The following is a 16224-nucleotide window of genomic DNA, read 5'->3' as shown; positions in this document are numbered from 1 at the left end:
GGTTCATGTACAAGCCCTCGATCTACGACCGCATCTCTGCCAGGCGCGAAGCGCAAGAGGAGTCTGCGCGGCTGGCCAGTCTGGCGGAAGCTGCTCATGTGCCCGTGGCTGTGCCCGAGCCGGAACCGCTGCCAGCCGTGTTGCAGGATGTCGCCAGCGCTTTCACCTTCGCAGGGTTCTCCTTGCAGTTTCCGCTCGGCTTTCGTTTTCGCGACATCCAGACCACCCTCGAGCATGAAGGCGAGCCGGTCAGCCTCAGCATCCGCCGCCGTGATGTACGCGCCAGGCAGCCGCTGGAGCAACTGTTCCAGAGCGCAGTCGAGGCTTTGCGCGAATTGAACCCGCAACTGCGCGTGATTCGCCAACGTGACTGCCTCCTGGCTGGGAACCCGGCCAAGGTCGTGGACTTTCACTTCAATGCCGGCCACGAGCCTCGGCACGGTCGCCTGGTCGGCGCACTGGTGCCCATCGCCGGCAGCGATTCGCTGCAATGGCTGGATATCTCCAGCGTGATCGACCCCAGCAAGCCCGGCCTGAGCCAGTGGCTGGCCGAGTTCGACCGCATGCTCGATGGCTTCGCGCAGGGCTGACCCCGATTTTTTCGCTATCAGGAATTTTCATCGCATGGATTACGAATTACAGGAAGGCGGCATTGCGCTGCCGGCAGGTTTCGAGGACCGCACGGTCAACATGTTCGTCTTGGGTGCCAGTGTCCCCGCACCCTTGAGCATCACCATCTCGCGTGACACCTTGCTGCCGGACGAAGCGCTGCAGGCCTATGTCGATCGCCAGGTCAAGCTGCTCACCTCCAAGCTGCGCGGCTACACCCGCATGGGCAACAAGGCCGTCACGCTCTCGGTTACCGCACCCATTGCCGGCATCCAGATCGACGCCTATTACATGAACCAGGGCCGCCCGCTGTACCAGCGCCAGGCCGCCTTCATCATCAGCCCCGGGCGTGCCCTGATCTTCTCCACCACTGCACAGGCCGACTTCAGTGCCCAGCAGAACCAGGACTGGGACAACCTGTTGGCCAGCTTCACCCCGCGTGCCCCGTCCGAAACCAGCGCCGAGTCCGGCGAACAGGAGTAACCCCTCATGTTCGAAGCGGCCAGGTTCGGCGACGAGATATCGCACACCAGCGCGCTGGGGGGCTTCCTGATCGGGGCCGCCCTGGGGATTGCGCTGGTGGCCACGGTGGCCATTGCCACGTTCACCTGCGGGTTCGGCGTGGCCTTGCTGGCCGGCCTCGCAGCCGGCATCGGGGGCAGCTTGCTGACCGCCGCCGGAGAGGCGATAGGCAGTATGTTCTCGTCCCCCTCAGGGACGATAACCACTGCCTCACCCAACGTGTTCATCAACAGCCGCAAGGCCGCCCGCGTCGAAAAAAGCATCGGTGCCTGCGACAAGCACCCAGGGCCGGTGCAGATTGCCGAAGGCTCGACCAACGTCTTCATCAACAGCGTCGCCGCCGCGCGCAAGGGCGACAAGCTGACCTGCGGCGCCACCATTTCCGGTGGTTCGGACAACGTCATCATCGGCGGCGGCACCTACCGTTACCTGCCCGTGGACGATGAAGTCCCGGAGTGGCTGCGCACCACCGTGGATGTGCTGATGGCCATCGCCGGTGCCGCAGGCGGTATCGCCCAGCTGATCAAGGCGGGTACCCAGGCCGGCATGAAAGCCGTCATGCCTTGCGCCCTGAAGTTCACGGCCGGCTTCGTCGCCGGTGAGGTGGCCAGCCGTTATGTGGTCGAACCCGTGGCCCGCAAGGCTATCGGCGGCCTGGTCGGCAACCCCGTCGACCTCACGACGGGCCGCAAGCTGATCCCCGATGAAATCGACTTCAGCCTGCCGGGCCTGATGCCGATCGAGTGGTCGCGCTTCTACGCCAGCGACCTGACGGTCGACAGCGTACTCGGCCGCGGCTGGGTGCTGCCCTGGGAGCAGAGCCTGCGCCGCCAGGGGGCATTCATCTACCTCACCGACAACCAGGGCCGCGAAGTCCCGTTCGTGACCCTGCAACCGGGGCAGCGCATCTACAACCCGCACGAGCAGGTGTACCTGGTGTGCACCGAGGGCGGTCACTACATCCTGCAGACCCTCGACAACCTGTTCTTCTACTTTGGCGAAGTGCCAGACACCAACACCGAAGTGCCGCTGCAGCGTATCGAGAACGTCCTCGGCCACTTCCTGCACTTCACCCGCACGCCCGACGGCACACTGACCGACATCAGCGCCACCGGCGGCACCCGCGTGCACCTGCACTACGACAACCCGCTGGGTCGCCTGACCGACATCAAGCGCGTGGTGAACAACGAAGCGGTGGAAACGCTTACCCAGTACCGCTACGACGAACACGGCCAGCTGAGCGCGGTGATCAACCGCAACGGCGACACCGTGCGCAGCTTCAGCTACGCCGACGGCCTGATGGTGACCCACAGCAACGCGCTGGGGCTGGGCTGCCACTACCGTTGGCAAACCCTGGGCGACAAGCCACGCGTGGTCGAACACTGGACCAGCGACGGCGAGCACTACCACTTCCGCTACGACCTCGATAGCCGCACCAGCTGGGCCACCGACGTGCTCGGCCGCGAGCTGGAAGTGCAGTACAACGCCGACCACCGCGTGGTCGCCAGCCGCGATTATGGCGGGGAGCGTTACGCCATCGAGCTGGACGAACACGGCAATATGGTTGGCCTGACCTTGCCGGACGGTAACCGCCTGCAATTCAAGTACGACGAATTCTCCCGCCTGCTCGAAGAGACCGACCCGCTGGGCCGCAAGACCCAGTACGAATATCACCACCTGACCACACTGGTGACCCAGGTCAGCTACCCGGATGGCAGCACTTGGCGAGCGCGTTTCGACGACAAGGGCAACCTGCTCGCCGAATTCGATGCCCTCGGCCAGATGACCGAGTACCTGAACAGCGATGACGGCCTGCCGCACACCATCATCGATGCGACCTACAAGTCCAAGTACCTGTGGTGGAACACCCTGGCCCAGGTCGAGCGCTACCAGGACTGCTCGGGCAAGAGTACGTACTACCGCTATGACGAACGCCAGCACCTGGTCGCAGTAACCGACGCGCTGAACCAGACCACCACGCTGGCGCGCAAGCCCGACGGCGAAGTGCTGCGCATCAGCCACCCGGACGGCACCACGGAAAGCTTCACCTACAACGTCTACGGTCAGGTGCTCAGCCACACCGACGGCAAGGGCCAGACCACCCGCCTGATGCGCACGGCCCGCGGCCTGCCGAGCAGCCGCCAGGATGCCAAGGGCCAGCGGGTTCGCTACGAGTACGACAAGGCCATGCGCCTGACCGCGCTGGTCAACGAAAACAACGCCACGTACAGCTTTGCCTACGACGCTTCGGACCGACTGAGCGAAGAAGTGCGGGTGGATAACCTGACCCGGCGTTTCAGCTACGACGTCGGTGGCCATCTCACACGACTGGATGAGATTGGCTATGGCGAAAATGCCGAGCGGCCCGAGCGCCATACGCTGTTCGAGCGTGATGCCATTGGTCGCCTGATCGCCAAACTGAATAGCGACGCACAACAGCGATTCACCTATGACGACGGTGACCGGTTGCTGAGCATCGAGCGCCAACCGACCGGGATCGGCAAGCAGCTTGGGATCACGGAAGAAAAGCTTGAGTACGCCTACGATCTGCTCGGTCGGCTGACCAAAGAAATCAGCCCTGACGGCACGCTCGGCTACGAGTACGACCCGCTCAGCAACCTGACCACGCTGACCCTGCCGGATGGCCGCAAGGTCAATCACCTGTACTACGGCAGCGGCCACCTGCACCAGCTGAACCTGGATGGTCAGGTGATCAGCGACATGGAGCGCGATGACCTGCACCGCGAGGTGTACCGGACCCAGGGCAAGCTCACCAGTTGCTTCGGTTATGACGCCATGGGGCGCAAGGCCTGGCAGTTTGCCTCGACCTTGCCGGCCGACAAGCTTTCGCAGGTGCACAACACCGGCATCAATACCTCGTTGCTGGTCGAGCACGCCTACAACCCGATCCACCGCCGTTACCAGTACGACCCGGCCGGTGAACTGGTGCGTACCCTCGACAAGCTACGCGGCGAGATCAAGTACGAGTACGAAGCCAACGGCCAGTTGCGCAGTCGCGATACCGGCTCGTTGATCGGCAGTGAGGAGTTCCGCTACGACCCGGCAGCCAACCGCCTGGACTTCAATGCGCGGCAATTCGACAAGGTCAAGGACAACCGGATCAAGCAGTGGCGGGACCAGGAGTACCGCTACGATCCGTGGGGCAACCTGATCGAGAAGCGCTCTGGGCACAGCAAGCTGCAGCACTTCAGCTACGACTGCGAGAACCGGCTGGTGCGGGCGGAGACGTTGGTCAATGGCAAGCTGGAAAGCCAAGGCGAGTATCGTTACGACAGCTTGGGGAGGCGAATAGCCAAGCAGGCTGAAATCAATGGCGAGGTCGAGCAGAAGCGCTTCCTCTGGCAAGGGCTAAGGATGCTGCGGGAGGAAACGCCAGGGCAGAGCATCTTGTACCTGTACGAGCCGGGTAGCTATGCGCCATTGGCGCGGGTTGATCAGGTTGAAGGAGAAGGGCAGAAGGTCTATTACTTCCATACCGATCAGATTGGGACGCCGCTTGAGCTGACGGATAGCGAGGGTGAGATTGTTTGGCAGGCGACGTATCGCTCTTGGGGCACGATAGAAACTTTGTCGATCAAAGAGGTCGATCAGAATCTGCGCTTCCAAGGTCAGTACTTTGATGCTGAAACAGGGCTGCACTATAATACCTTCCGATATTATTATTCTGAAGTGGGACGTTATGTCACTCAGGACCCTATTGGTTTAGATGGCGGGCTAAATCTTTATCGCTATGGTCAGAATCCGGCAGGGTGGATCGACCCGTGGGGATGGGAGTGTTGGAGTACTGCTCGAAAAAACTATTGGAAAGCTGAGGCCAAAGCACCTACTCGTGCCTACTCACCCACAAACCTTGTGCGTATGGCTGAGGGGAAAGCGCCCAAAATGACAGTTGAGGTGATTTCGCGCAAGACCGATAAAATATCAATTAGAGAGTATGCATTAGAACTTCATCATAATGATATTCCTCAGCGAGTGGGTGGGGCGGGTGTACATGATTCGTCAAATTTGCTCGCGCTTACTCCGTGGGAGCATGAGGCTGTCGACCAGTTTAGGCATGTAGGGTCTGACTTGATTAGAGTAATTAAAGGAGTTGATGTATGGTAATCAATGGCGGTTCATTGGCGGAGAATCTAGTTGGGTCGTCTGCTTATAGGGAGTTACTTGCGGAGCTAGTCGACGCTACAGGTATTGAGGTTGAGTCGGAATATGCAGAAGTATTCGCTCGTCTCGACTCTGCTAAGATTGTAAAGGCAAAGGTTGATATTGATGACTTGATGTCCATATTGACAAACAAAATGGATCTTATAAAGCAGTATTCTATTTGTAAGTTCCAAGCGCTTTCAGATGAGGAGGATGAGGAAGAGTATCCCGTTGGCGCAGAGCCTTCTGGCGATGAAAGAAGTAAAACTCTTTCGGTTGGGAAATATTCACAAGGTTTTTTGTTGACCAATCTTATTGAGTTTGCATTGGCGATGTCTGGTCGTGAATGCCTGCTGGAATATATTAAATTGTGTAGAATCCCAAATGCAAAAAAATATACTGATCAAATAATCAAGTTGACAGGTCTTGGGTAGCGCTGGCTGTCGCTATGGTTGGTTTTGTTTGAATTTGCTAATATTGTATTTTGCAGGTGTCCGTAGTTCTTTAATAACATGTTAGGTAGTATTTCGGGGCGAAAGCCCCGATGTCCCTATAAATCGTCAATTCAGAAATTGCGTCTTTCATAGGAAGGGCGCCACCTCTTTGGCAGCAATACCACAGGTCTGCACCGAAGGTGGCCACTACCGCTGGGAAACCCTCAGCGGCAAACCGCGCGTGGTCGAGCACTGGACCAGCGACGGCGAGCACTACCACTTCCGCTGATAGCCGCACCAGCTGGGCCACCGACGTACTTGGCCGCGAGCTGGAAGTGCAGTACAACGCCGACCACCGCGTGGTCGCCAGCCGCGATTATGGCGGCGAGCGTTACGCCATCGAGCTGGACGAACACGGCAATATGGTTGGCCTGACCTTGCCGGACGGTAACCGCCTGCAATTCAAGTACGACGAATTCTCCCGCTTGCTCGAAGAGACCGATCCGCTGGGCCGCAAGACCACCTACGAATATCATCACCTGACCACGCTGGTGAACCAGGTCAGCTACCCGGATGGCAGCACCTGGCGAGCGCGCTACGACGACAAGGGCAACCTGCTCGCCGAATTCGATGCCCTCGGCCAGATGACCGTAACCGATCCATGAACCCCACCTACCACAAGGTGGAAGCCAAAGTTACCGTGGCATCTCTGGCGAACAGTTCCATGGCAGCAGCGCTTCGTAGTCTGCTACCGATGAGGCGTGCGGCAGTCGCTCCAGGACGTGGCGCAGCCACGTATAGGGCTCTTGGCCGTTGACCTTGGCGGTTTCGACCAAGCTGTAGATCTGCGCGCTAGCCGTGGCTCCCTTGGGCGTGTCACTGAACAGCCAAGCTTTGCGCCCGATCACAAACGGCTTTATGGCCCGCTCTGCCAGGTTGTTGTCGATCGGCAGGTGGCCCGCCTCGACATACCGCTCCAGGCGGTTCCAGTTGTTTGCCAGGTAAAGCACCGCCTTGCCCAGTACGCTTTGCGGTGTCACCTGTGAGTGCGTCTTGTCGAGCCAACTTTTCAACTGCTCAAGGATCGGCAGGCTTCGTTCCTGACGACCGATGAATCGCTGTTCATCGCTGGCATCCTTGAGGTCGCGTTCGATGCCATACAGTTTGTTGATCATCGTCAGCGCAACATCGGCGCGACCGCTCTTGCCCTTAGGCTGCACCTTCTGCGCTTCGACGAATTTACGCCGGACATGCGCCATGCACGCCAGTCGTTCAACGCCCGGCTGTAGCGCCAACGCGTTGTAACCGGCGTAATCATCGGTCATCACGTAACCGCGATAGCCCTCCAGCAGGCGCAGCGGCACCTCCTGCGCGCGGCTGGTGGTGTAATCGAACAGCACGACTTGTCGATCAGGCGGGCCACTGGCCTGCACCCACATCCAGGATTGACTGGTCGGATCACGATCCGGCTCTTTGAGCACCTGCACGCGAGTTTCATCGCAATGGATCACCGGGCTTTCCAGCAGGCGGTCACGCATCAGGTTCAGCAGTGGCTGAAAGTGTTCGCTGCACTGGATGACCCAGCGGGCCAGGGTTTGCCGGGGGATCTCGATACCATGTCGGTTCAGCACCGTTTCGAAGCGGTGCAGCGGCAGGCCATCGACGTACTTGGTGGTTAGCAACATCGCCAGCACGCTGGGACTGGCCATGCTCTTTTCAATCAATTGGGCCGGCTTGTCAGCGGTGACCGGCGCGGTTTCGCAGCCACGGCAGCCATAGATTTTGCGTACGTGTTTAAGCACACGGATCTGCATCGGCACGATGTCGAGTTGTTCGCTGGTTTGCTCGCCAACCACGTGTTTGCGGCAACCACAGGCGCAAGTCAGTTCGTGCTCGGGCAAGTCATGAATGACTTCAATGCGTGGCAGGTCAGCCGACAGTGGCTTGCGTTTGCCGCGCTGCTTGCTTGGCGCAACAACTTCTTCGTCGGCATCATCAGCGGTAGGTACCCACTGACTTTCGGGTTCATTGAACAACGCCAGTTGGGGCGTGTTGGACTCGACGGTTTGCTCGGACTTGCGATTGAATAATCGGTCACGCAGCAGCTTGACCTGTTCTTTAAGGTCGACGATCTGACCTTTGTCGACCGTGCGCTCGGCCAACAACTGCGCAAGCAGTAGTTTGAGCGCGGCAGGGTCGTCAGGAAGGTTATCGGGCACTGAAATCATGGCCCGGATTATACCCGGTCAGGCGACGAAACGAGGAGTCAAAACCTGATGCGGACGGTTGCGCCAGAGATCGAAACCGTCGAGTAGCCAATTCAGTTCCTGGACGGTCAGTACGATAGCTTCGTCGGTCGCGTCGGGTGAAGTTTTGAAACGCTCGGCTTCGAGGCGCTTGAGCCAAAGGCAGAAGCCGTTGCGCTCCCAATACAACACCTTGATGCGGTTACGGGCTTTATTGAGGAAGACGAAAAGTACCGGGTCGAACACGGCGACCTTGATGTCCAGTTCGACCAGGGCAGTGAGGCCGTCGATGGACTTTCGAAAGTCCACGGGCTTGGGGTAGAGGTAGACTTTTTCGACTTTGCTGTCGGGGCGCATCATGGCGGGCTGGCTCCAGAAAGAAATCGGGAGCACAGCATCGGGAATCAGGTGGACGGTTGGAATGTGGGGATGATGGATCCCTTACAGATGACCGAGTACCTGAACAGCGATGACGGCCTGCCGCACACCATCATCGATGCGACCTACAAGTCCAAGTACCTGTGGTGGAACACCCTGGCCCAGGTCGAACGCTATCAGGACTGCTCGGGCAAGAGCACGTACTACCGCTATGACGAGCGCCAGCACCTGGTCGCGGTAACAGACGCGCTGAACCAGACCACCACGCTGGAGCGCAAGCCCGACGGCGAAGTGCTGCGCATCAGCCACCCGGACGGCACTACGGAAACCTTTACCTGCAGCGTCTACAGAGTCGCTACGAGTACGACAGGGCCATTCGCCTGACCGCGTTGGTCAACGAGAACAACGTCACGTACAGCTGCGCAGATACGGATCAGATTGCTACGGCGCTTGAGCTGACTGATCGCGAGGGTGAGATTGTTTGGCAGGCGACGTATCGGTCTTGGGGTTCGATAGAGCAATTGGTTGTCGATGATGTCGAACTGAACAGGAGAGTGCAATGAATTGGCAGGCATTAGAGAGCACGGCTTTAACCTTGGTGACAAAAGCTCTGCAAGATTTGAGTGTGGAACATCCGGATGAGCAGTTCTACGCTTGCGCGCTTTATACGGATAGTAGCGCTATGACCATGGCGGTTGCGGTTAATTCCGTTGAGGCACTTGAGGAGAAACTTAAGGGGGAAGGTGAAGAAGAGCGTGAAGAGTTGATGCCCTACTATAAGTGGGCTTCTTCAGAATGGAAATACGAGGGGTGGAAGGGGGAGTATTTCAAAGATATTTGTAAGGACCTGAGAGAGGCAAGTGACCGAAGCGATATCTTACGTTTTAAAGAAAGGCTGCTCTCGCTCATGGTTAATGTTTTAAGCTCTCTGCGTAGGGAAGGTTTCTTTTCATCCTTTAAGATTCAGGAGCCGATGCTATTTGTCACTGTTACGGATGATGATGGTGCAGAAGAGCTTGAAAATAAAACAGCTGAACTGCTCAACTCTTCGGAAGGATATAACTATTTTATCAGAAGATTTGATGGGTGAGCGCTGTTGCTGGGGCGCTTAATGGCGGGCGGGCTACACAAAATCGCGAGCATAGTATCGGGCATCAACATTCGGCTTTGTATTTGGTGAGAGCGCTCACGGCCGGCTGAGCGCGGTGATCAACCGCAACGGCGACCCCGTGCGCAGCTTCAGCAACGCCGAGGGCCTGATGGCGACCCACAACGCCCTGGACCTGGGCTGACATTATCGCTGGGAAACCCAAGGCGGAAATGCCGAGCGGCCGGAGCTCCACACGCTGTGCGAGCGTGGAACCTGCCGGATGGGCGCAAGGTCAATCAGCCGTACTATGGCAGCGGTCACTTGCACCAGCTGAACCTGGATGGGCAGGTGACAGTGACATGGAGCGCGACGACCTGCACCGGGAGGTGTACCTGTCCGAGCCGGGTAGCTATGCGCCGTTGGCGCGGGTTGATCAGGTTGAAGGGGGAAGGGCAGAAGGTCTATTACTTCCATACGGACCAGGTTGGTACGCCGCTGGAACTGACGGACAGAGACGGCACAATCGTTAAGGGCAGTATTTTGATAGTGAAATCAATCTTAACTATAATACTCTTCTTTATTATGGTCCTGAAACTGAGATGTTCATTACTTAGGAACCAATTGGGCTTGAAGGCGGTAGTAATTTTTATAAATATGGGCCGGAACCCACTGGGTGTGTTGATCCGCTAGGGCTGGTAAGCTGCAGGAAAGCCTTGCTGCCGCGCGCCAACAGATTTGAGGGTTTAAAATGCTGGATTTTCAAAACCTGATTGATGAAATTGGGCGTGCGAACTTTTTTTCTAAGATGGGGGAGGTGGCTGATAAATTTGAAAATGTTATATATATAGAGAGCGTGTTTAAGGTCTTTGTTGAACCGGTAGAGGCTGAATTTCTTGGTGCTTATGAAGACCTTGAGTGGTTACCGACCACTCCCACTCAAGATTGTCCGTTCAAGTTTTTTCCGAAGCCGCCTAAGGATTTGCTTGATCTTAGGCTTGGAGTAAGTAAAGCTGTACTGAAGTCGGTAAGGAATGTCCCCAAAGATAAGTTCTTGTCGGGTGCGCATGACTTTAGTGTGGCTGCTAGAAACGCGGCTTGTTTTGCGTTTCGCCAGTATGTCTCTGAGTGCTACTATGGGGAAGACAGTGTCTGGTTGAGGGTGGTTGAGTTATATTGTTCTGGCAGATGGCCCGTTGGATATTCAAAGGATAAATTGATTGTTATCTAGATTGGTTTTTGGAGCGGGCGTTTGTAATGGGGGCTTTAGGTTGCTGGTGTTGGGGTGGGGAACGTTTTCAATAGATACATCCAAGTGTCTATGTTGACCCGCTGGGCTTTGATTTGGATCCGGCAAGGGAACACATAATGCGATTGCAACTTTGTACGACAGCAGCGGCAATGTGAAAGGCCACTGGTGTTTGGCAACGTGGAAATATGACGCCAGATGAGGCAGCAGTAGGGGTTTCAAAGAACACCCTCGCTACTCATGCAGTATCTGGTTCTGGGGCGGTTAGGGATGTAGGGTTCTATGAATAATTTCGTCGCGTCAAGCATCGAGTGCTATGAAGAAAACGATGTTTTAGTGGTTGCTATTGGCGAGGGCGGTGTTGATCCTGTAAATTATCTGATAATGACTCGCTTAGATGATGAAGATAATTTGAGTGTTGATGATGGTATTGGGTTGCAAGTTTCGGGCGTAACCTATGAAATGGCGGGCGCTATAAAAAAAATTAGTCTTGGAGGAAAGCGGTCTTAGGGTTGAGGTCAAGCCGCCGTTCATTGATAGCTTGGGTGGTTCAAGCATCCTTGTGAAATTTGATGAAGGAGTTTTAGAGCTGGCAGGGCGGATCTCTTCCTTGCGAGAAGCTTTGCAGGAACTTTTTAATGGTAGCACAGTTGAGTTGGTTGTTTAGAATGGTTTGTCTTATGTGTTGAGCAACTAAATAGCGGTACAATTTTGCTGTTAGGAGGTGGTCGTGATTCCTGATAAATTTAAGGGTTTGCTTGGGATTTTAAAATCTAAGCTTGATATGGGGCTTTCTGAAAGTACAGGCATGCAGCGCATAACAAGCGAAGAAGTAAAATGGTCTAAGGGGCCAAGCCTTTCTATATTGCCTTATGGGTTGGAACTGGCGGGGGTGACTCCGTCTCCCATGCTAAGCGCTGAGCCAAAGAATAAAAAAAATTGCTTTAAGTTCTATTGTTCTGAGCAGCATGGCTTTTATAAGTCTGATATATATGGTGTGAACTCTACAGCAATAGAGACTGAGATATATCAGGTGGAGGGGCAGTCGACCTATTCAGTCCGCTTTGACGATGAATGAAAGGCTATTAGGGCGTCTGGGGTCATATTTGAGAATCGAGTCCCAGATATATCATGCCGCCTGGAGGACGATGGTGAATATTGGTGCTATGAATATAGGTGTGAAGCAGCACGGATAGTATCAATGCTTGCTTATGCAAGCAATAGTGCTCCTGGTACAGAAATATTCATTGAGCGAGATGGCGAAAGCGTGGTTGGCTTGTATTTTTACGACAAAAATTCAAAAGTGCACCTTTACAAAGTCTAGCTGTCGAATTTGTGCGTGATTGTTTGTTGTGTCTCAGGTGTAGAAGTGCCATGAAGAGGTTGCGGATGACGTCGCTTAAGGTTTATGAGTGGGAAGAAATAATAAAAACAAGTTATAAAAAAATAAAAAGCGGGGATATATTTTGCTTCGCATTAGGCTCCAAAAAATATGGGGTTGGTCGCATTATGACCCCAAATAGCCTTGGCCATGTAGTGGAGATTTTTGACAAGGTTCTTACTGTTCCTGTGGTTGATTTCGTTTCTTTCGAGCGCTTGGGTGACCCTGTCATATTAGATTCTTATTCGCTTTTTGATCGTAAGGCTGAGGGTGACTGGAGAATTGTTGCTTACGAATCGGATTATAGGCCGTCAAATCAAGAGTCGGTGAGGTATGTGTACGGCGTGGCTGATAATGTGAGGCTTGTTGATATTTTTGATAATGAGACCTCTTTGACGGGAAGTAAGCGTGACTACCCGTCCTATTCCCCGATGGGCGACAAAGACGTGAAAGAAATGTTTCGGTATTTTGGCTGAAGATTTAAGTTGATCTTTAATGGTGTGTGTTCTTCTGGCTCTGCTGCCTTTAAGTGGGCCCAGCAAAAGAGTTTAATTAAGTCTGTTGAGGGCGCCGTTGTAGGCTTTGTACGAAAAGAGATTCTCCAGAATTTCCCTAATGGTATTTTCGAATGAATAATACTAAGCAACAAGTACCATCCCGGTTGTTCGCTTGAATTGAACAGCGGTAAACTCTCCAACTGCCTCGGCGTTAACGTCGCTGCTGGTAGTCTATGCTTACGATTCGATCCATCGTCGTCACCAGTACGACCCGACGGATAATCGCAACCTCAACTACTTGTAATACGGCTGCGGGCATCTGCACCAGTTGAACCTGGGTGAACATCGTCCTACCCAATCATGCAAGCATTCACACCAATGCTTATAAGTAGATCGTCTGGACGATATAGATAAGAGTGGTGACTTCTTGAGCGTGTTGGATATGATCGATTCTGAAATTGCCCATGGAATATATTCTGGATTGGATAAAGCATGAATAACTTGAAAGATCTTGAAGGGAAATATTTAGATATTGAATCTCGAGCAGAGGAGGTCCTGTCTTCTTGTTTGTCTGAGGCTTTATCCAGAGCGAGAAAATTAGTAATAAGCAAGGGGGCGTTATATAACGTCAGCCCATATGAGATCGAGCGGGCCGGCTTTAAGAAAGGGAAAGTTTTAAAAAAAATTCCAGTTCATATTAAAAATACTCATCTGTATCATTTGGATGAGTATGACAAGGTGATCTTTGTTGAGATTTATGGGCGGTCTGAAAATATCATCAATAAGGAGTTCTATCGCTATAGTGGCGAATGTATTGAACGGATCTGTTTTGCCAGTAGCGGAAAGCTCAGGAATGTTTCGACTTCATTGCTTGAAGAGGGCGCGGTGGTGAAAAGCATGAATTGGGGCCAGTACGGATGTAGTGAGTCAAATTATGTCTACGTTGATTCTCGCCTAGAAAAAATACATGTTCGGCAAAAAGAGCATGTTGAATCTGTATTTAGTGACTTCGACGTGAATTTCAAATATGAGTCCGGCGAGTTGGTGAGTATAATAAATGTCTTTCCTAATGGTTATGAAGAACAGCGATTTCCTTGATATAAATGCAAGGCCCAGACCTCACAGTTGCAGTGTACTTCGCGTGAGCAGCCGCCAGAACGCCAAGGGCCAGCGGCTTCGCTACGAGTACGACAAGGCCTTGCGCCTGGCCGCACTGGTCAACGAGAACAACGCCACGTACAGCCTTGCCTACGACGCTTCGACCAGCTGAGCGAAGAAGTGCCGGTGGATAACCTGACCCGGCGTTTCAGTTTCAACGTCGGTGGCCATCTCGCGCGGCTGTGCGCGCGACGCCTGTTCGGTGACCGCCAGTTGCGTTTCAAGCGACGCCTGGTGGAAAGCGCAGCGCCTTGCAACGGCCGCTGGATCAGGCGCCGGTGGAGCGGGTGTCGAGCTTGCACCTGAGCAGCTTGGCGACCACTGTGAGTGAAGTGCAGCGGGCCTTGGCACCATGAGTGCTTCTGCACGGACCTTTTAACAGCACGAGGCTGCTCCAGACATGGCCACTCTTGGCGCTCGGCAGGGGGGCGAGAGGTACGACCTGGAGTTCGTGTTTGTGTCGAGACCGGGCGCCGCCCCTGCGGCACTCAGTCTCAAACACATCCCACATCTCAAGCCATACGCTCGATCAACGCCCACAACGCTGCATCATTGAAATCGTCGACAACCAGCCTGGCGCCCGCCGCCAGCAACCGCTCCGGGGTCTGCGTCGTGGCCACGCCCACGGTAAAGATCCCCGCGCCACTGGCCGCGGCCGTCCCCGGCAATGAGTCCTCGAAGGCCAGCGCTTGCCCGGCCTCGACACCCAGCCGCTGCAGGCCGGTGAGGTAGGGCAGCGGGTCCGGTTTGGGCCGTGCCAGCTCTTCGGCCACCAGCACATGTTCAAAGTGCTGGCCCAGGCCCATGGCGTTCAGCATGTGCTCGGCGTTCAGCCGCGGTGCGTTGGTCACCACGCACATGCCGATGCCATGGGCCTGGGCATGCTCCAGCAGGCGCAACAGGCCTGGCATTGGCTCAAGCGACGGCGACATCGCACGAAACAGCGCTTCCTTGCGGTCGGCCAACGCCTGGCACTGTTCGACACTGGCGCCGCTGAACAGCTCGGCGAACAGCTCGCCGTTGGCGCGGCCGCTGACCTGGGCGTCGAACTGCGCCTGGCTCAGCTCGCGGCCGTCGTGTTCGCGCAGCAGTTGGCGAAAGGCCTGCAGGTGCAGGGTGTCAGTGTCGGTGAGGGTACCGTCAAGGTCGAACAGCAGGGCGGTCAGCATGGGATATCCAGATGAAAAAACACAAGCCAGGGGATCATAACCAAAGCTGACGACGAAGGGGGCTGTTCAGCGTGCTCCGAAAAGAGTACAAATGTGCTCCATGGACACTCTTACCCCCAAACGCCGCGCCATTTTCGAATTCATCCGTGAGCGCATTGCCGAGCATGGTCAGCCGCCGAGCCTGGCCGATATCGCCACGCGCTTCGGTTTTGCCTCGCGCAGCGTTGCGCGCAAGCACATCACCGCCCTGTGCCAGGCCGGTTACATCGATGTCACGCCAAACCAGGCGCGGGGCATACGCCTGGCCGAGCCGCTGCGCCGGCCGGAAATCCTCGAAATACCCGTGCTGGGCCAGGTGGCGGCGGGTGCCCCCATCGGCCCGGACCTGGGCATCCACGAGCAGTTGCTGCTCGACCCCAGCCTGTTCCGCCGTACCCCCGACTACCTGCTGAAGGTGCGGGGCGACTCGATGATCGACGACGGCATCTTTGACGGTGACCTGGTCGGCATCCTGCAACAGGCCGACGCCCGCGACGGGCAAATCGTGGTTGCGCGCCTGGACGGCGAAGTGACCATCAAACGCCTGCAACGCCAAGGCGGCACTTACCGGCTGTTGCCACGCAACCCGGCCTATGCGCCGATCGATGTGCAGCCCGAACAGGACTTTTTCATCGAAGGCGTGTTCTGCGGCTTGCTGAGGCGCGACTGATGGGCGCCGTGGTCGACCTCGACAGGCTGCTGGAACAGCGCCGGGTATGGCGCGGCCGGCAGGCCCAGGCGCGGCCACTCGGGCTGCAGCCCACCGGCCATGCGGCCCTCGACGAACGTTTGCCGGAAGGTGGCTGGCCGGCGGCAGCACTGAGCGAGCTGTTGCTGGCCAACCCCGGTTGTGGCGAACTGCAGTTGCTGTGGCCAACCCTGGCTCGGCTGAGTGCAGAAGCCAGCAGAGTGGTGCTGGTGGCTCCACCCTTCATCCCTTTTGCACCGGCCTGGCAGGCAGCGGGGGTGGACCTGCGCTGGCTGGTACAGGTGGATGCCGAGCCTGCCGATGCCCTGTGGGCTGCCGAACAGTGCCTGCGCTCGGGCAGTTGCGCGGCGGTGCTGTGCTGGCCGGAACGTGCCGATGACCGCGCCCTGCGGCGCTTGCAGGTAGCGGCCGAAACCGGGCAGGCACTGGCGTTCGCCTGCAGGCCGCAGCAGGCGTCGCACAACCCTTCACCCGCAGCGCTGCGCATTGCAGTCGACACACGCCCGGCGCAATGGCGCGTGCTGAAAAGCCGGGGTGGCATGCCACCAGCGCTGCCAATACCCTGCCCGGGGCGGGGCTGATGCA

General features: G+C 56.2%; 18 protein-coding genes and 5 pseudogenes. 20 read left to right on the top strand and 3 right to left on the bottom strand.

What is annotated here, in order from left to right; genetic code table 11:
- Window positions 1-5: 5 nt before the first annotated feature.
- From LU682_RS15050 to LU682_RS15030, 5 genes and pseudogenes are all read left to right on the top strand, one after another.
- Entirely contained in the window at window positions 6-590 is a 585-nt protein-coding gene (locus LU682_RS15050; RefSeq protein WP_049586067.1) for a hypothetical protein, read from the top strand.
- A 34-nt stretch (window positions 591-624) separates the two neighbouring features.
- On the top strand, window positions 625-1092 hold the full coding sequence (locus LU682_RS15045; protein ID WP_003248404.1) for a DcrB-related protein: 468 nt from the start codon (window positions 625-627) through the stop codon (window positions 1090-1092).
- A gap of 6 nt (window positions 1093-1098) precedes the next feature.
- Complete coding sequence (locus LU682_RS15040) at window positions 1099-5256, top strand: RHS repeat-associated core domain-containing protein (protein WP_010954001.1); 4158 nt, start codon at window positions 1099-1101, stop codon at window positions 5254-5256.
- The gene (locus LU682_RS15035) at window positions 5250-5726 is read left to right on the top strand and encodes a hypothetical protein (RefSeq protein ID WP_049586064.1); all 477 of its coding nucleotides are present in this window, start codon (window positions 5250-5252) and stop codon (window positions 5724-5726) included. The genes LU682_RS15040 and LU682_RS15035 overlap by 7 nt, the downstream gene beginning before the upstream one ends.
- 205 nt (window positions 5727-5931) lie before the next feature.
- Window positions 5932-6376, top strand: a pseudogene (locus LU682_RS15030) (hypothetical protein); the annotation flags it as partial.
- Between the two features lie 45 nt (window positions 6377-6421).
- Here the strand turns inward: LU682_RS15030 and LU682_RS15025 are convergent.
- Together LU682_RS15025 and tnpB are read right to left on the bottom strand one after the other, a co-directional pair.
- Window positions 6422-7954 carry an IS66-like element ISPpu15 family transposase gene (locus LU682_RS15025; RefSeq protein ID WP_010951895.1) on the bottom strand — a complete coding sequence of 511 codons (1533 nt, stop codon included), beginning with the start codon at window positions 7952-7954 and terminating at the stop codon, window positions 6422-6424.
- Between the two features lie 18 nt (window positions 7955-7972).
- Entirely contained in the window at window positions 7973-8332 is a 360-nt protein-coding gene (gene tnpB, locus LU682_RS15020) for an IS66 family insertion sequence element accessory protein TnpB (protein WP_009687920.1), read from the bottom strand.
- Between the two features lie 84 nt (window positions 8333-8416).
- Here tnpB and LU682_RS15015 point away from each other — a divergent pair.
- The 13 genes and pseudogenes from LU682_RS15015 to LU682_RS14970 all read left to right on the top strand — a co-directional run.
- Window positions 8417-8775 (top strand): annotated as a pseudogene (locus LU682_RS15015) (hypothetical protein); the annotation flags it as partial.
- 12 nt (window positions 8776-8787) lie between these two features.
- Window positions 8788-8913, top strand: a complete 126-nt coding sequence (locus LU682_RS29840) for an RHS domain-containing protein (protein WP_347878377.1) — start codon at window positions 8788-8790, stop codon at window positions 8911-8913.
- Window positions 8910-9440, top strand: coding sequence for a DUF4303 domain-containing protein (locus LU682_RS15010; RefSeq protein ID WP_049586062.1), 531 nt, complete (start codon window positions 8910-8912; stop codon window positions 9438-9440). The genes LU682_RS29840 and LU682_RS15010 overlap by 4 nt, the downstream gene beginning before the upstream one ends.
- A gap of 273 nt (window positions 9441-9713) precedes the next feature.
- Window positions 9714-10210: pseudogene (locus LU682_RS15005) on the top strand (RHS repeat-associated core domain-containing protein); the annotation flags it as partial.
- The gene (locus LU682_RS15000; protein WP_060488965.1) at window positions 10189-10668 is read left to right on the top strand and encodes a hypothetical protein; all 480 of its coding nucleotides are present in this window, start codon (window positions 10189-10191) and stop codon (window positions 10666-10668) included. The pseudogene LU682_RS15005 and the gene LU682_RS15000, both read left to right, overlap by 22 nt.
- Before the next feature lie 142 nt (window positions 10669-10810).
- The gene (locus tag LU682_RS30015; protein ID WP_371321095.1) at window positions 10811-10888 is read left to right on the top strand and encodes a hypothetical protein; all 78 of its coding nucleotides are present in this window, start codon (window positions 10811-10813) and stop codon (window positions 10886-10888) included.
- Window positions 10875-10976 carry a hypothetical protein gene (locus tag LU682_RS30010; RefSeq protein WP_371321084.1) on the top strand — a complete coding sequence of 34 codons (102 nt, stop codon included), beginning with the start codon at window positions 10875-10877 and terminating at the stop codon, window positions 10974-10976. The genes LU682_RS30015 and LU682_RS30010 overlap by 14 nt, the downstream gene beginning before the upstream one ends.
- Window positions 10969-11196 carry a protein of unknown function gene (locus tag LU682_RS14995; RefSeq protein WP_061405652.1) on the top strand — a complete coding sequence of 76 codons (228 nt, stop codon included), beginning with the start codon at window positions 10969-10971 and terminating at the stop codon, window positions 11194-11196. The genes LU682_RS30010 and LU682_RS14995 overlap by 8 nt, the downstream gene beginning before the upstream one ends.
- 220 nt (window positions 11197-11416) lie before the next feature.
- Complete coding sequence (locus LU682_RS14990) at window positions 11417-11764, top strand: hypothetical protein (RefSeq protein ID WP_232857476.1); 348 nt, start codon at window positions 11417-11419, stop codon at window positions 11762-11764.
- 311 nt (window positions 11765-12075) lie between these two features.
- Complete coding sequence (locus LU682_RS14985) at window positions 12076-12543, top strand: Imm26 family immunity protein (RefSeq protein WP_049586299.1); 468 nt, start codon at window positions 12076-12078, stop codon at window positions 12541-12543.
- Window positions 12544-13056: 513 nt separating this feature from the next.
- On the top strand, window positions 13057-13662 hold the full coding sequence (locus tag LU682_RS14980; protein ID WP_049586059.1) for a hypothetical protein: 606 nt from the start codon (window positions 13057-13059) through the stop codon (window positions 13660-13662).
- 46 nt (window positions 13663-13708) lie between these two features.
- Window positions 13709-13905: pseudogene (locus LU682_RS30005) on the top strand (hypothetical protein); the annotation flags it as partial.
- 65 nt (window positions 13906-13970) lie between these two features.
- A pseudogene (locus LU682_RS14970) lies at window positions 13971-14078 on the top strand (IclR family transcriptional regulator); the annotation flags it as partial.
- Window positions 14079-14234: 156 nt separating this feature from the next.
- On the opposite strand, the gene LU682_RS14965 reads toward LU682_RS14970, so the two are convergent.
- On the bottom strand, window positions 14235-14891 hold the full coding sequence (locus tag LU682_RS14965; protein ID WP_060494844.1) for an HAD family hydrolase: 657 nt from the start codon (window positions 14889-14891) through the stop codon (window positions 14235-14237).
- A 91-nt stretch (window positions 14892-14982) separates the two neighbouring features.
- Here LU682_RS14965 and lexA point away from each other — a divergent pair, with 91 nt between their 5' ends.
- Together lexA and imuA are read left to right on the top strand one after the other, a co-directional pair.
- Window positions 14983-15600 (top strand): transcriptional repressor LexA, encoded by a 618-nt coding sequence (lexA, locus tag LU682_RS14960; RefSeq protein ID WP_049587819.1) that lies wholly within the window; start codon window positions 14983-14985, stop codon window positions 15598-15600.
- Window positions 15600-16220, top strand: a complete 621-nt coding sequence (gene imuA / locus LU682_RS14955) for a translesion DNA synthesis-associated protein ImuA (RefSeq protein ID WP_004374214.1) — start codon at window positions 15600-15602, stop codon at window positions 16218-16220. Before lexA ends, imuA begins: the two co-directional genes overlap by 1 nt.
- Window positions 16221-16224 lie beyond the last annotated feature (4 nt).

This window comes from Pseudomonas alloputida (genome assembly GCF_021283545.2).
Lineage (GTDB): Bacteria > Pseudomonadota > Gammaproteobacteria > Pseudomonadales > Pseudomonadaceae > Aquipseudomonas > Aquipseudomonas alloputida.
This window is presented reverse-complemented; position numbering and strand designations above follow the sequence as displayed.